Raw genomic sequence first — 14,040 nt, forward strand, 5'->3', positions numbered from 1 at the left:
TATATAAGCTGTTGAAGGAAAGGAGTGATAAACATGGCAAATCGTAATCCTATTGTAGTTCAAGGTGCTGAACAGCTTCTTGATCAGTTAAAAACGGAAATTGCGGGAAGACTTAACGTTCAGCTTGGCGCTGAGCAAACGGCTCGTGCAAATGGTTCTGTTGGTGGAGAAATGACGAAGCATCTTGTTGCAATGGCGCAACAGCAATTAAGTGGTGCACAAGGACACATTCGCTAGTCTGCTCTACATAAACACTCTGATGAAAAGTTCTGGCTCTTTTGAGCTGGAACTTTTTTTGTAGGAAACATCATTCTACTTTCTCTTGATCGTTTGATTTGAGATTTTGCTTGAAATTCTCCACTTTCAAGGTTGAAAAGTGCATAAAATGGGAAAAGAACAAAAAAAGAGAAAGTAGAGGTTTATCATGAAAAAGCTATTATCATTTGGAAAAAGTCTTGGTAAAGAAATTCAAGAAGACCAAGCAACGGGACTAGCGGCTGAGCAAGCCTATTATTATATGCTATCATTATTCCCTATGCTTATTTTACTGATATCGATTGTTCCGTATCTATCTATTAAACCGGAAGAGGCAATCGATGTCCTTCAAAGCGTTATGCCTGGAGAAACGGCTGCAATCTTTAAAGATAACGTAGCTCAATTTATAAGCCAACCAAACGGCGGGTTACTGACTGTAGGGATTTTAGGAACCATTTGGTCTGCTTCAAACGGTATGAACGCCTTTATCCGTGCAATGAACCAAGCCTACGACGTGAAAGAACAGCGCTCGTTTATTAAAGTAAGAGGTTTGTCCATTCTTTTAACAATTGGATTAATTGTAACAATTGTTGTATCGCTTCTTTTACCAGTGTTCGGAGGGGTTTTGTTAAATTGGATAAGCGAATGGTTTTCTCTTCCTTCAGGTACAACAGTGGTTTTAAATATTCTGCGCTGGATTATCGGTGTCGGCATTATGGTACTTGTTTTATCCGTATTATACAGATTAGCGCCAAACAAAACGTTTCCTTTTGCCCATGTATGGCCCGGAGCGCTCGCTGCTACGCTGTTATGGCAGCTGACATCTTTAGGGTTCTCATTTTACGTAAGCAACTTTGGCAATTATTCTGCTACTTATGGAAGCTTAGGAGGCGTGATTGTTCTGATGCTTTGGCTATTTTTAACAGGGTTAATTCTCGTTATTGGAGGAGAGATTAACGCTATTTATCACCGAAACAAAACGGCTGCGCCTCCTAAAGATACGTCTCAGGCGATGTAATAAAAGATGTAATAAAAAAGGAAACCTTTATAGAGGTTTCCTTTTTTAACGTTTAAAGCTATTCACAAGCTGTTTAAATGAGTTGGCTGTATATTTGACCGAATCTTTTTTGTACTGTACATCGGTTTTAATCGCTGCTTGTGTTACTTTTAAATGATTTGTTTTTTCTTTGATATGATCAGTTTCGTTTTGAAGATGCTGAGAAGTGGCATTTACAGAGTTCACAGTTGGCTTGATTTTTTTATTAAATGATACGCCTGCGTAAATAAGATACGCAAGTGATGCCAAAACAACAGCTAAGCTTATATAAACAATAATCATCGGTGTGCCTCCTTTGTACGTATTTATATTTATATAGGTGAGAATAAAATATATACGAATATCATCCTCTTTATTTAATTGTTATACCCATTTTTAATCAAAACAAACAAAAGCCTGCCGAGAAGACAATATATTGGATTTTTTCTGAAATTTCATTCATCATTACATATAGAGTTACCTTGAAAGGAGAGAGAAGAAGAATGCCGTTAGATCCGCATATTCAAATATTTCTAAATCAATATAATGAAATGCCCCGTCCTTCTTTAGAGGACGTTACACCCCCACAGCTGAGGGAAATGGAAAAGATGTCCTTAACTCCTTCTAAAGAAGCAGTTAAAAAAGTATATAATGAAGAAATTGAATTAAATGAACGTACGCTCACTCTACGAGTGTATGAACCTGAAGGAACAGGGCCATTTCCCGCTCTTGTTTATTATCACGGAGGAGGCTGGGTATTAGGCAGCCTGGATACTCATGACTCCATATGCAGGTCGTATGCAAATGAAACAAACTGTATTGTAGTGTCTGTTGATTACCGCCTTGCTCCTGAGAGTAAATTTCCCGCTGCAATAAACGATGCCTATGACGCCTTGGAGTGGATTTCAGCTCATGCGTCTCAATTAAATATCGATTCAAACAAAATTGCCGTCGGTGGCGACAGTGCCGGTGGGAACCTTGCTGCGGTTGTAAGCATTTTAGCAAAACAAAGACAAGGTCCATCCATTGTTCATCAGCTGCTTATTTATCCGTCTGTAGGATTTAAAAATCAACACCCTGCCTCTATGAAAGAAAACGCCGAAGGATATCTTCTTTCAAAAGATCTCATGGATTGGTTTCGCCTTCAGTACTTAAATAATAAAGAAGAAGAACAGCACCCCTATAACGCTCCAGTATTACTAGAAGATTTATCGAGTCTACCCAGCGCTACCATTATTACAGCACAATATGATCCTTTAAGAGATAGCGGAAAAGACTACGCGGACGCATTAAAAAATCACGGTGTCCCCGTCACCTATGAAAATTATGAAACAATGATTCACGGGTTTTTAGGGTTTCATGAATTCGTCCCACTCGCTCAGCAGGCGATCAATAAAAGCGCAGCTCAACTGCGTCAGGTATTTGATTCTATTTAAGGCGCAAAGATATATAGTGTCATAAAATATTTAATTAAAAAAATACTAAAAATATAGTAAAAGTTAAAAAGTTCTTTCCTTAATTGGATTGGGCTTTTTTACTTTTCAATTTTCTCATATAATTCATCCATTTTAACATTCAAAACGTCAGCTAACTTAAGTGCTTTATCCATGCTAGAACAAACTGAAAAAGAAGAAAAGAAATTCTTGAGGTTATGGAAAGTATGATAATGGATTATAGAGAAGAAGATATGGGGAATATTAGCGATTTTAACAGAAATTTATTGGGAAATAAAAAAGAAATATAATTGAAAAAATAACAAAAATAACCTATTTAGTGGTATTATTTACTCGTTGAAGGGCTGAGTACTGTGATAGAGCAATTGTAGGGTTTAAGCTTGAGCTTCCTGAAATATGCCATAAACGTAATGAACAATAGTTGCAGACCCAACCAACTAATTATGAACGTAGAAAAAGTAATCAGCCAACTTGGTTTATCAGTTTAAAGTAACACTATATAAAAAGAAATTTAAGGTACTACTGGTTGTGGCTTCAATTAAACAAAAGGGGAGAATTTTGTGAAAAAGTTGCTAATTGGTACTGCTTTGCTGTCACTGAGTTTGACTATGGGTGCTTGTGACAGTTATAAGAGGGAAAATGATTTACTAGAGAAGAAAAGTGTAGCTGAAGCACCTAAAAAGAAGTCTGAAGGCAAAGATTTAGATAAAAAGTCTGAGTCTCAGCAAATTCAAAACGAACAGAAAGATTTACGTGGGTATAGTGTAAAAGTTGAAAAAGAAAAAAAGCTAAAGAGTTAGCAGAGCAGAAAGCGAGAGAAGAAGCGGAAGTAGCTGAGTAACAAAAACAACAAAAGATTGCTGGAAAACAGCCTGCAGTAGCTTAACAGGAAGAACAAAATAAGCAGGAAGAATCTCCAGTTAGTCAAGAAACAATTGATAATTATGAAGCTAATCAGGCTGAAACATGGGCTGAAGAAGCTGAGATAGAAGCGGAATTAAATGCTGAGGCTGCACAAGAAGATACTCAATCAGAAGAATACTACAGGAAACGTGCAGAAGAGGAAAGAGCTAGTCTTAAAGAAGGTGAAACGCCTAAATGGACTGGTGATCCGTGGGTGGATAGTCAAACTGAGTGGGCTGAGATGACACCAGAAGAACAGAAACAATGGCAAGAGGATAATCTAGGAGATTTGAATGAAGATATTCAGTATGATGATAATGGAGAGATTATAGAGTAATTCAATTATAATTTCAAGAATTTCCTTTGGAATAATTTTGCTATATTCTATTGATAAAAAAACTAACTAAATGGTACAATAGACTTATAAAAACATAATGGAACGTTGTTTTCACAGAGTTTATTGACGACATTAAGTAAGGTGATTTTTTGAATGATAAAAAACAAGTAGGTCAGCTGATTCAAGATCTGCGAAAGATTGCGGAAATGACAACTGTCGAGTTATCAGAAGGAATTTGTACTGAAGAAGAGCTACATCGATTTGAACAAGGTGAAATTCATGCAAGCAGTGAAGTTCTCTATCATTTATCGAAACGCTTAGGGGTTCCGATGAATTATTTCTTTGAAGCAGGAGAGCTAACGCCCAACGATTATTCAAAAGAAATTAAATCGACCATTAGGCATTATATACGAAAACGCGATTATGAAACCGTGTTACATATGGTGAACAAAGAAAAAGATAATCCTATGTTTCAAGATCCTTTTCATGCACAATTTTTCCTATGGCACGAAGCCATATGTGATTATTATATTGGAAATAAATTTGAACAAGCGCTTCGTAAATTGGAAAAAGCTATTGCGTTCACGCGTACGAGCGAACAGTTTTATTCAGAAAAAGAGATTGCTATTTTAAATAGTATTGCTATTATTTATGAAGAAGAAGGTCATTTAAAAAAAGCGTTCAGTACGTTTATGGAAGGATTGCAGCATATTGCTTTGCTTCCTAAGTTAAAAGATCCTCTTGTTAAAATTCGAATTTTATATGGATTATCACGTGCGCTTTTGCAAATGGAACGTTATGAAAAGTCGGTTAAATATGCACAAGCAGGACTAGAGCTGTGTATTCAGCATGAGACGCTTTATTTATTAGGAGAACTGCACTATCAAATTGGAGAAGCACTCTGTCAGCTTGATGAGCTTAAAGAAGGAATAGCCTACCTAGAAAAAGCTATTACCGTTTTTGAAATTGAACAAAATGAAGCATTTGTGACCATTATTCAAGAAGAGATGTCTAAATATCAAGAAACAAAAAAGAAGAGCTGATCGCTCTTCTTTTTTTATCTCCAATACACTGGGTGTGGGTAAAATGGCCGAGGGCGAGGGTAAAAATAAGGGGGGTGATAATAAATGGGACGAGGATAAGGGTAAGGATAAAATGGCCGAGGGCGAGGATATGGATAATAACCATAAGGGAATCTTTCGTCAGCTTCTTGGGGATTTGAATAATAATCATAGCCATATTGATACTCTTCTAAAGGTTGTTCCGGGTAATATTGATAATTCACTCTTTTCACCGCCTAAGTTTTTATGCTTTTTACTGTATTCACTACAGAAAGAATTGGAGTATGTACTCATCAAACTTTTAATTTGAAAAAGGCGGGAGACAAGGAGTATTTTGAAAATAAAAACAAATTAGCTTTCCTTCTCGTTTTCTTGTAAGTTATCAGCATCGGGAAGGGTGGGGTGTTCAAAGCTTTTAATAAAAGAAGCATAAGCAATCGTATCTTTAATAGGATTTACATAAGATAATGGTTGACCCCGGTAGCTGAAATTAAATGTAATCCAAGCAAAATCTTTATTATTGTTAGAAATCAGTTTTGCATTATGTATAAAAGCAGATGCGGCAATCATCGCATCTGGGCCTTTAATTTTTTTATTGGATTCTATTTTAGCTTTTCTGCGAATTTGAGCTGCTAGCTGCGCAATTTCACTTGTAACGTCCACAATCTTATCTGTCATATCGTAAATATAATGATTTTTTACTGCTTTGACTTGAGGATTTGTTTCTACTTCCCAATGCGACAGAAGTTCCATTTGTACAACGGTAGGCATTAAAAATTCCGCATTATTTGAAATAAGTTCATTAATATATTCTACAACTTCTGGATAATTAAGCGCATGTGAAGCCCAAATGTTTGTATCAATGATTACTTTTTCACCCAACACAAATCGTTCACTCCTCTCTACTAGCCATTCGTACCAGCTCTTCTAACCCAAAAGGTGAGTAAAGAGCCGCAGATTCTGAAAGCTGGTTGCTTAATAGAAGCTTTTCATATTTAGTTAATCTAGTTTTTGCAGATTTTATGAGCTTTTCTTGTGTGTCATTTAATGTTTTATCTTTTTTATCGTACGTGCGTAGAACTTTATTTTGAGGTTTGTATTTAAGATTTTTCTTCTGCATAGGGGGTGAGGAAGGTGATTGCGGCGAGGGCTGTGTGTAAATTTTCCCATTTATTTTTAGGTTAAAGTGCTTCTGAACTTCCTTGCTGTATGTTCCTTTTTGGTCATCTACCAAGCGCTGTGCTTTCATGATATCCCTGCCTTTTATATAAATTTATATAGTATATGTGATGAAGTTTTCTCTTACTATTCCTTTTATATAAAAAGATTAAAAAATTAGCTTCCGGGAGTTATTAAATTAACTAATGTTTGCCTGGGGGGGTTATAATCTCAGCGAATACCGGACAAAGCTTTAAAAACATGATATCGTGTAAGAGAATAAATCAGTATCGGTTAGAGAAGGAACTACAAAAAAGGGGATGCAAAATGAAAACAGAAAAACAAAAAATGCTTGATGGAGAATTATACCTTTCCGCTGATCCGCAATTAATAAAAGAACGTGAAAACGCTCGAAGATTAACAAGGCTTTATAACCAAACAACAGAAAGGGAAGAAGAAAGACGTACAAACTTATTAAAAGAACTGTTTGGGTCTACGGGAAATTCTCTTTGCATAGAGCCTGCTTTCCGCTGTGACTACGGTTCTAACATTCATGTTGGAGAAAATTTTTATGCTAACTTTGATTGCGTACTTTTAGATGTATGTGAAATAAGAATAGGAGATAATTGTTTTCTTGCACCAGGTGTACATATCTATACAGCAACTCATCCTTTGCATGCTCTTGAAAGAATTTCAGGAGCTGAGTTTGGAAAACGCGTAGAAATAGGAAATAACGTCTGGATTGGGGGGAGAGCCGTTATTAATCCTGGAGTGAAAATAGGCAATAATGCGGTAATTGCTTCGGGTGCCGTTGTGACAAAAAATGTTCCTGATAACGTGGTAGTCGGAGGCAATCCTGCAGTTATAATCAAGCATATTGAAAATTAAAGAATAAACAAAGAGCTTTTGAATTGTAAAAGCTCTTTGTTTATACGATGTTTTATTGCCGATTTGGCTCGTCCTCATTTATAATGTTTTGGTTAAATGTAAAAATATACATATTTCCTTCCGAGATCATCCATACTTTATTGACAAAGGAAAATTAATCATGGTATATTATCTTTAATTAAAGATATTCAAATTAAAGATAAATAATGAATGATAAACTAGACGATTTGTCCGGAGGAATGTAGAATGAACCACTTAAAAGGAATACACCACGTAACGGCTATTACAAGCAGTGCAGAAAAGAATTATGAATTTTTCACATATGTGTTAGGCATGCGCTTAGTTAAAAAAACGGTCAATCAAGATGATATTCAAACGTATCATTTGTTTTTTGCAGATGATAAAGGCAGCGCCGGAACGGACATGACTTTTTTTGATTTTCCAGGTATTCCAAAAGGTTTTCACGGAACAAATGAAATTTCAAAAACATCTTTCCGCGTTCCAAATGATGCGGCTTTAGACTATTGGGTAAAGCGCTTTGATCGCTTAGAAGTAAATCATACGGGGATTCAAGAGCTATTTGGGAAAAAGACGCTTTCGTTTGTTGATTTTGATGATCAGCAGTATCAGTTAATTTCCGATGAAGGGAATCAAGGAGTTGAATCAGGCACTCCTTGGCAAAAAGGCCCTGTCCCTCTTCAATACGCTATTACAGGACTTGGTCCTATCTTTATTCGTATTGCCGAGTTTAATTACTTTAAAGAAATGATGGAAAAAGTCCTTTTATTTAAAGAGATTGCTCAAGAAGGAGACCTTCACCTATTCGAAGTAGGAGAAGGAGGAAACGGTGCGCAAGTAGTAGTAGAACACAATGAAAAACTTCCGCAGGCTCAGCAAGGTTTTGGAACTGTTCATCACGTTGCTTTTCGCGTAGAAAATCGACAAGCTCTTGAAGAGTGGATTAATCGAATGTCAAGCTTCGGTTTCCATACGTCTGGTTATGTGAATCGTCACTTCTTTGAATCGTTGTATGCAAGAGTGGCTCCGCAAATTTTATTTGAATTTGCGACAGATGGACCAGGATTTATGGGAGATGAACCTTACGAAACGCTCGGAGAAAAATTATCACTGCCTCCTTTTTTAGAGCCAAAACGTGCAGAAATTGAGAAGCTCGTGCGTCCGATTGATACAGTAAGAAGTACAAAAGAGTTTATGAAAGAATAATACACAAAAACACTCAAATAGCTATTTGAGTGTTTTTTTGCTTTTTCAAAGATGAATCAGCTTTCAAAACGCTAAAAAAGAATGTGTTTTTGATATCTTTTCCTTTTATATATACCTATCGCGAATGTTTGCTTAAAAACTGCCAATGTCCTACAAGGAAGGAGTAGGAGTGGGTTGTGCATAGCCTTCTTTATATTTTTCGTCGATGTCTTTGCGGATATCTTTTATTGATTTGCCTCGGTTATAGTCGAGCATAGCTTTAGCTGCAATTTCTATACACAATCCGCATTTTGTTCCATGATCATCCCAGACAACTGCTCCATTTCTTTTGTTTTTAAAAATAAAGCAGTCATAGCTGTTTTTGTGATTTGCTTCCATGCCACATCCGCAGTAGCAAGGGATTTTTTCAAGTAGTTCACGATTTTTAGCAACGGATAGATAAACTAGTTTCATATCTTTAGGCTGGTTCTTTAAAAACTGTGGTAAAACGTCTGCTCCCGGAGTTTCTTCGCGAATATCAGCAACTGCAGCTTTGTGATGTTCATGACCTGAATGTGCAGAAGAGTTTGTGGCAGAAGAAGTTGTTGTATTGTTTGAACAAGCGGATAATCCAATACTTGTAGCGAGAATCCCCAACAAAATAATTGATTTTTTCAATACAATTAACATCCTTTCATGTGAAAATAAATGATAGCTGCATCATACACGGCAGTTTATCTATGTAGATAATCAAACACCTGCTTGTTTATATCTAATTCTCTATAAGTATGCAGAGCGGTTATCGTGTATGATAGAGATGGACGAGGAAAAAATATGAAGCATGAATTTATCATAAGGTGCGTTTTGTAAGTAAGTGGACAGAAGGAGAAAGTGAACGGAGGTTAAACAGTAGTGAGTGAACAAAATCAACGACTTTTTGAATATATTTTAGAAAATTCAGCCTCTATCAGTGAAGAATGGCTGCGCCAAAGAAGTAATATTAAAGGATCAATTTACTCAAAGGACGCAGATGCTTCAGTTGAGAAAAAGCTGCGTGAGCAGCATCTTTATACAATCGAAACAATTGCGAGCGGCTTTCTTGACGATCAAGAGATTTTCAAACAACGTATGGTGAAATGGACGACGGAAGTAGTAAACAGCAGAATTAAATTTGATACGCCGATTTACGAGGTAGTAGAAGCGCTAAGCAAAACAAGAAAAATTATTTGGACGTATGTCAAAACATATAGTCTGATACAGTCATCTATCACAAAAGAAGATATACTGTCTTGGAGCGAAGTTTATCATACAACATTTGATAAACTCCTTAATGAATTCTCCGAACAGTACTATAAAATCACAAGGCAAAAAATAAGTCTTCAGCAAGAGCTAATCGACGAAACGAGTTTTCCTGTCATTCCAATTGTAGATCACATCGCGGTCTTGCCTTTAGTAGGGCTTATTGATGAAATCAAAGGTGATTCAATTATCGAGGTTGTTCCAAAAAGATGTGCAGAAAAACATATAAGACATCTAGTCATTGACTTATCGGGTGTAAATTATGTAGATACGTATGTTGCGCACAAATTTTTTGATTTAATTAACATTTTGCAGCTGCTAGGCATCCATGCGATTATGTCAGGAGTGAGTCCTGATATGGCTCAGACGGCTGTTAATGTAGGAATTAGTTTTAATAAAATTGAAACGTTTGGACATTTAAAACAAGCTCTTTCTTCGCTTGGTGTAAAGAAAAAAGAAGAATAAAGTATAGAAATGCTAAAAAGAAACGGAACTGAAACTTTTGCTCTCAGTTCCGTTTCTTTTTGTTTGTCTACATTCTTCTGCATTCAAAATCTTGTAAGCATGCCTTACAAACTCCTTTTCACATGGGGACAAATGGAAGATACTAAGGAACAAATAAACGGCGGTTTTCTATGCCAAACGTCTCGTTTAGCTCAAGAATGGAGGTGTAAAGAGAAGAATAAGAGAAGTACATAATGAGATAGTTAAAGTCTTAGATAAGTACTGATAAGCCGTGTGATTAAGGAGGAGTTCTATGAAAATAATTTATCTTCTTTGCCTGCTTCCGTTTGTAGGAATATTAGGCTTATTGCCTTTTGTTAACAAAGTAACGCCATTTATTTTAGGAATGCCTTTTTTTCTCTTTTGGATTGTTATGTGGGTAATCCTTACGTCGTTTATTATGGGCATTGTGTACAAGCTCGATCCTGCTGTTAAAGGAGGAGATAAATAATGAATACCGCTCTAATTATTATTTTTGGTTTTTTACTTTTAGCTATTTATCTTGGAATTCGAGCTACGCGGGGCAAAAAAATGGATTTAGAACAGTGGAGCGTAGGTGGCAGAGGTTTTGGAACTGTTTTTGTCTTCTTTTTGATGGCGGGTGAAATCTATACTACTTTTACGTTTCTAGGTGGAAGCGCTTGGGCATATGGAAAAGGAGGACCAGCGTTTTATATTTTAGCCTATATTTCTTTAGCGTACGTGTTAGGGTATTGGATTGGCCCGCAAATATGGCGATATGCCAAGAAACATAAGCTTATGTCTCAGCCGGATTTTTTTGTTTCAAAATACAACAGCCCGTTTCTTGGCATTGTTGTTTCATGCGCAGGGGTGCTGGCAATTGTTCCTTATATTATTTTACAATTCAAAGGCTTAGGTATTATTGTATCTGAAGCTTCTTATGGGTCTATCTCTTCAACTGCAGCCATTTGGATTGGTGCCATATCATTAACGGTTTACTTAATGATATCAGGCATACATGGTTCCGCGTGGACGGCTATTGTTAAAGATATTATGATTTTTATTGTCGTCTTATTTTTAGGAATATATATGCCGTTTCATTACTACGGAGGCTTACAGTCAATGTTTGAGGCTGTGCATCAAGCAAACCCAACGTTTCTTACTCTTCCCAAAACAGGGCTAAGTATTTCGTGGTTTATTTCTACAGTCATGCTGACCGTATTAGGATTTTACATGTGGCCGCATACGTTTAATGCAACGTATTCAGCTGAAAACGAGAATGTATTTCGAAAGAATTCTATTATAAGTCCTATTTATACGTTAATGCTGCTTTTTGTCTTTTTTGTAGGGTTTACTGCTCTTATGCAGGTACCTGGACTACAAGGCGCAGAAGCAGACTTGTCACTGCTTCGTCTTTCCATTCAAACATTTGATCCGTGGATTGTCGGCTTTATTGGCGCAGCTGGTTTATTAACAGCACTTGTGCCTGGATCGATGCTTTTGATGGCAGCTTCTACGTCACTGTCTAAAAACGTTTATGGCGTTCTTGTTCCTTCAGCGACGGGAAAACAAATTTCGATACTGGCTAAATGCTTCGTACCGGTCATTGCGCTTGTTTCAGTCTATTTTACACTTCATGGAGGGAATACGATTGTAACGCTTTTACTAATGGGCTACAGCATTGTGACGCAGCTGTTTCCTGCTTTTATTTTTAGTTTAATGAAAAATAATATCGTGACTAAATACGGGGCATGTGCAGGTATTGTTGCCGGCATTGCGTCTGTGATGTATATAACGATTACTGAAACAACGCTTGGCACGTTGTTTCCTGCGTTGCCACAAATCATTAAAGATACAAACGTCGGCGTTATTTCTTTATTTATTAATTTAGTTGTATTAATGGTGGTCAGTTTAGCAACGAAAAAAATCGCCGCACAGCCGCATTTTGAAAGCGGGGCAGTAGATGGAAAACAAATTTTGTGAAAATCTTTTTCCAATTGCGTTTTAAGAACATCATGAAGGGTATAAAAGTAGTGCATCACCAAAATGTTCAATATGGCTGCAAGACATAAGCAGCCTTCTCGATAAAATGTAACGATTGCGTTGTTTTTAAACATAGGTAACGAATGTGAAAAGCAACAAGACGTATGCCACAAGCGGTGTACGTCTTTTCTATGAAAGATATTCACCTAAAAAAGGAGATGATAACATGACATCTGAAAAAGCATTTGAGCAAAAGAAAGATCTTTTAATGAATCAAATTATTGAATCGGGTTACTTTAAAGCAGAAGACGGGAGACATTTGTACGAATTGAATTTAAGTGAACTAGAACAAACGCATCACGATCTTCAAAACCAAAAGGTAAGAGAAATATAATTAAAATCTCCCAGATTATTAGAAATTCAGCTGATTTCGTATATATGTGTAAACACCTGCTGTTCTGTTTGTTTCTCCGCGGCTTTTTGCTTGAAAGCAGGCACTTTTCTTTTTCTTCCGGTGCGTTTACAGCCTCGCTGTTTCCAATCATACTCCTCAAACATATAACTCAACACTTAAGAAATATGCGAATAAAAACAAAAAAAGCGCAGCTTCTGCGCTTTTTTTGTTGAGTTAAAAACGAGTGGAAGCCGCTGTTTTTTTAGGTTTGCTCATTGCTTTTTTTAATACTTCAGAAAAATAGGGATCTCCGCTAGGATTTTGCTGTCTTAGCAAGTCAATGGTTCCTTTCACGTCATCCATAGCTCTGTGAGCATGCTCTCTCTCGATATTATGATGATCAAGAAGCGTTGTTAGTTTTTTATTAGGAAAGCCGTACTCTTTCCATTTGACAGCACGCATAGAGCAGTGCCATTTTTGGTTAAATAAAGATGGATACCGTTTTAAAAGAAAACTGCGATCGAAAGAAGCATTATGAGCGATGATAGCCGAAACGCTAGTTAACAGCGATTCCACTTTTTTATCGTCTAATGTTTTATTTTTGACCATCTCATTTGTAATTCCCGTTAAGTTTGTAATATACGGGAAAATGGGAGTTGAAGGCATATTAAATTCTTCATATTCTTCTACAATGTCGATTATTTCTCCGGTAGAAGAATCATAAGAAACAACAGCAATTGCTAGTTCGATAATATCGCATGTTTGCGCACTTAATCCCGTTGTTTCAACATCTAAAACGGCTGCTAATTTCACTTGTTCAGTTGACAACTCGTCGCCCTCCCTTTCTATTTATCATTCTATTAGCTTATCATTTTTTAAAAGAAAACGTTAGTAAAAAAGATGAGGGAGCACGTACATAGATTTATTTTATATGCCCACGCGGAAAAGGAATTTACTTTTTTAAAGGAGATGACGATAGCAAAGGAGAATAGTAATATTTACTCATCTAAATTAAGTCTTCATTGAAAATAATGAAATGAAGGAAGAAGGGGATCGTTATCATGCAATTGCTGTATATGGTACTTTTTCTTGTCTTAATTTTTTGGGGAATTACATCTTTTATTCATTACAGGAATCAAACTATTAAAGTTCGTTTGAACAAACATTATACGAATGCAGTAGAATGGATTGAAGCCGTTAAACAAGAGCTAGAAAAGCAAGGGAAATCCGTGAGTTATGAAGGGGATTTCTTGTTTAAAATTGATGAAAAACCTTATGAAATCGCAGCGCGTAATATGTCTATTTGGAGCATGTCGCTCTATCATATCTTGCTGCATCGTCAAAAAGAACATTCTTAAATTTACTTGCATACGGAGATTATCACTTCTCGTCTACTGAGGAGTGATTTTTTCATCTTTACTTTATCCATAATAGGGAATTTTTTGTTTTTATATAATAGTAATACGAAAAAGATGGTTCTAATTTCCTAAAAAAATACGTTTCATATATTTTTAGTTTTGGTTATCGATTTGGCATGGAATTTGCATATGTAAGAAGGGTTTATCAGACATTTTAATTGTCAGGCAAAGAAAACTAGTTACATA

19 protein-coding genes are annotated in these 14,040 nt (G+C 36.3%); 14 read left to right on the forward strand and 5 right to left on the reverse strand.

The genetic code is table 11. From position 1 onward, the window contains the following. The first annotated feature begins 33 nt into the window (after positions 1-33). A complete protein-coding gene (locus AC3WJG_RS19110; RefSeq protein WP_098249755.1) occupies positions 34-237 on the forward strand; it encodes an alpha/beta-type small acid-soluble spore protein in 204 nt (67 codons plus the stop codon). A gap of 187 nt (positions 238-424) precedes the next feature. Further along, positions 425-1,273, forward strand: a complete 849-nt coding sequence (locus AC3WJG_RS19115; RefSeq protein ID WP_016764059.1) for a YihY/virulence factor BrkB family protein — start codon at positions 425-427, stop codon at positions 1,271-1,273. Between the two features lie 45 nt (positions 1,274-1,318). Here AC3WJG_RS19115 and AC3WJG_RS19120 read toward each other — a convergent pair whose 3' ends face one another. Continuing rightward, a complete protein-coding gene (locus AC3WJG_RS19120; RefSeq protein WP_025752355.1) occupies positions 1,319-1,594 on the reverse strand; it encodes a hypothetical protein in 276 nt (91 codons plus the stop codon). 200 nt (positions 1,595-1,794) lie between these two features. Here AC3WJG_RS19120 and lipP1 point away from each other — a divergent pair, with 200 nt between their 5' ends. The 5 genes from lipP1 to AC3WJG_RS19145 all read left to right on the forward strand — a co-directional run bounded on the left by lipP1 (position 1,795) and on the right by AC3WJG_RS19145 (position 5,356). Beyond that, a complete protein-coding gene (gene lipP1 / locus AC3WJG_RS19125; protein WP_102812695.1) occupies positions 1,795-2,727 on the forward strand; it encodes a LipP1 family hormone-sensitive lipase in 933 nt (310 codons plus the stop codon). 578 nt (positions 2,728-3,305) lie between these two features. Next, positions 3,306-3,545, forward strand: a complete 240-nt coding sequence (locus AC3WJG_RS19130; protein WP_337134006.1) for a hypothetical protein — start codon at positions 3,306-3,308, stop codon at positions 3,543-3,545. A 317-nt stretch (positions 3,546-3,862) separates the two neighbouring features. Next, positions 3,863-3,985 carry a hypothetical protein gene (locus tag AC3WJG_RS19135; protein ID WP_257146702.1) on the forward strand — a complete coding sequence of 41 codons (123 nt, stop codon included), beginning with the start codon at positions 3,863-3,865 and terminating at the stop codon, positions 3,983-3,985. A 149-nt stretch (positions 3,986-4,134) separates the two neighbouring features. Beyond that, the gene (locus AC3WJG_RS19140; RefSeq protein WP_025752359.1) at positions 4,135-5,028 is read left to right on the forward strand and encodes a helix-turn-helix domain-containing protein; all 894 of its coding nucleotides are present in this window, start codon (positions 4,135-4,137) and stop codon (positions 5,026-5,028) included. A 43-nt stretch (positions 5,029-5,071) separates the two neighbouring features. After that, the gene (locus tag AC3WJG_RS19145) at positions 5,072-5,356 is read left to right on the forward strand and encodes a hypothetical protein (RefSeq protein WP_060745673.1); all 285 of its coding nucleotides are present in this window, start codon (positions 5,072-5,074) and stop codon (positions 5,354-5,356) included. Positions 5,357-5,397: 41 nt separating this feature from the next. Here AC3WJG_RS19145 and AC3WJG_RS19150 read toward each other — a convergent pair whose 3' ends face one another. Beyond that, complete coding sequence (locus tag AC3WJG_RS19150) at positions 5,398-5,931, reverse strand: PIN domain-containing protein (protein ID WP_043982419.1); 534 nt, start codon at positions 5,929-5,931, stop codon at positions 5,398-5,400. 7 nt (positions 5,932-5,938) lie between these two features. Beyond that, a complete protein-coding gene (locus AC3WJG_RS19155; protein WP_057243646.1) occupies positions 5,939-6,295 on the reverse strand; it encodes a hypothetical protein in 357 nt (118 codons plus the stop codon). Between the two features lie 236 nt (positions 6,296-6,531). On the opposite strand from AC3WJG_RS19155, the gene AC3WJG_RS19160 reads away from it, so the two are divergent. Further along, positions 6,532-7,092: a maltose acetyltransferase domain-containing protein gene (locus tag AC3WJG_RS19160; RefSeq protein WP_060745672.1), complete on the forward strand. Its 561-nt coding sequence runs from the start codon at positions 6,532-6,534 to the stop codon at positions 7,090-7,092. 246 nt (positions 7,093-7,338) lie between these two features. Beyond that, positions 7,339-8,316: a ring-cleaving dioxygenase gene (locus AC3WJG_RS19165; protein ID WP_028408565.1), complete on the forward strand. Its 978-nt coding sequence runs from the start codon at positions 7,339-7,341 to the stop codon at positions 8,314-8,316. Between the two features lie 150 nt (positions 8,317-8,466). Here AC3WJG_RS19165 and AC3WJG_RS19170 read toward each other — a convergent pair whose 3' ends face one another. Beyond that, entirely contained in the window at positions 8,467-8,973 is a 507-nt protein-coding gene (locus AC3WJG_RS19170; RefSeq protein WP_013083117.1) for a PCYCGC motif-containing (lipo)protein, read from the reverse strand. Between the two features lie 234 nt (positions 8,974-9,207). Between AC3WJG_RS19170 and AC3WJG_RS19175 the strand changes: the two genes are divergently transcribed. The 4 genes from AC3WJG_RS19175 (at position 9,208) to AC3WJG_RS19190 (ending at position 12,436) form a co-directional block, all read left to right on the forward strand. Further along, positions 9,208-10,059 carry an STAS domain-containing protein gene (locus AC3WJG_RS19175; RefSeq protein ID WP_337134005.1) on the forward strand — a complete coding sequence of 284 codons (852 nt, stop codon included), beginning with the start codon at positions 9,208-9,210 and terminating at the stop codon, positions 10,057-10,059. A gap of 292 nt (positions 10,060-10,351) precedes the next feature. Next, positions 10,352-10,549, forward strand: a complete 198-nt coding sequence (locus AC3WJG_RS19180) for a DUF3311 domain-containing protein (RefSeq protein ID WP_013083119.1) — start codon at positions 10,352-10,354, stop codon at positions 10,547-10,549. Further along, a complete protein-coding gene (locus AC3WJG_RS19185) occupies positions 10,549-12,042 on the forward strand; it encodes a sodium:solute symporter family protein (protein WP_102812699.1) in 1,494 nt (497 codons plus the stop codon). Before AC3WJG_RS19180 ends, AC3WJG_RS19185 begins: the two co-directional genes overlap by 1 nt. 226 nt (positions 12,043-12,268) lie before the next feature. Beyond that, the gene (locus AC3WJG_RS19190) at positions 12,269-12,436 is read left to right on the forward strand and encodes a Fur-regulated basic protein FbpA (protein ID WP_081085234.1); all 168 of its coding nucleotides are present in this window, start codon (positions 12,269-12,271) and stop codon (positions 12,434-12,436) included. A gap of 234 nt (positions 12,437-12,670) precedes the next feature. Here the strand turns inward: AC3WJG_RS19190 and AC3WJG_RS19195 are convergent, their stop codons facing one another. Further along, entirely contained in the window at positions 12,671-13,264 is a 594-nt protein-coding gene (locus AC3WJG_RS19195) for an exonuclease domain-containing protein (protein ID WP_028408562.1), read from the reverse strand. Positions 13,265-13,497: 233 nt separating this feature from the next. Between AC3WJG_RS19195 and AC3WJG_RS19200 the strand changes: the two genes are divergently transcribed. Then, a complete protein-coding gene (locus AC3WJG_RS19200) occupies positions 13,498-13,794 on the forward strand; it encodes a hypothetical protein (protein WP_050688834.1) in 297 nt (98 codons plus the stop codon). The last annotated feature ends 246 nt before the right edge of the window (positions 13,795-14,040 follow it).

This window comes from Priestia sp. FW507-14D1A (assembly GCF_058781295.1).

What these genes read in the sequence shown, in the direction of transcription:
- AC3WJG_RS19165 (WP_028408565.1), top strand. Translation starts at nt 7,339, where the DNA reads ATGAACCACTTAAAAGGAATACACCACGTAACGGCTATTACAAGCAGT.
- lipP1 (WP_102812695.1), top strand. Translation starts at nt 1,795, where the DNA reads ATGCCGTTAGATCCGCATATTCAAATATTTCTAAATCAATATAATGAA.
- AC3WJG_RS19145 (WP_060745673.1), top strand. Translation starts at nt 5,072, where the DNA reads ATGGCCGAGGGCGAGGGTAAAAATAAGGGGGGTGATAATAAATGGGAC.
- AC3WJG_RS19160 (WP_060745672.1), top strand. Translation starts at nt 6,532, where the DNA reads ATGAAAACAGAAAAACAAAAAATGCTTGATGGAGAATTATACCTTTCC.
- AC3WJG_RS19200 (WP_050688834.1), top strand. Translation starts at nt 13,498, where the DNA reads ATGCAATTGCTGTATATGGTACTTTTTCTTGTCTTAATTTTTTGGGGA.
- AC3WJG_RS19110 (WP_098249755.1), top strand. Translation starts at nt 34, where the DNA reads ATGGCAAATCGTAATCCTATTGTAGTTCAAGGTGCTGAACAGCTTCTT.
- AC3WJG_RS19115 (WP_016764059.1), top strand. Translation starts at nt 425, where the DNA reads ATGAAAAAGCTATTATCATTTGGAAAAAGTCTTGGTAAAGAAATTCAA.
- AC3WJG_RS19180 (WP_013083119.1), top strand. Translation starts at nt 10,352, where the DNA reads ATGAAAATAATTTATCTTCTTTGCCTGCTTCCGTTTGTAGGAATATTA.
- AC3WJG_RS19190 (WP_081085234.1), top strand. Translation starts at nt 12,269, where the DNA reads ATGACATCTGAAAAAGCATTTGAGCAAAAGAAAGATCTTTTAATGAAT.
- AC3WJG_RS19155 (WP_057243646.1), bottom strand. Translation starts at nt 6,295, where the DNA reads ATGAAAGCACAGCGCTTGGTAGATGACCAAAAAGGAACATACAGCAAG.
- AC3WJG_RS19120 (WP_025752355.1), bottom strand. Translation starts at nt 1,594, where the DNA reads ATGATTATTGTTTATATAAGCTTAGCTGTTGTTTTGGCATCACTTGCG.
- AC3WJG_RS19185 (WP_102812699.1), top strand. Translation starts at nt 10,549, where the DNA reads ATGAATACCGCTCTAATTATTATTTTTGGTTTTTTACTTTTAGCTATT.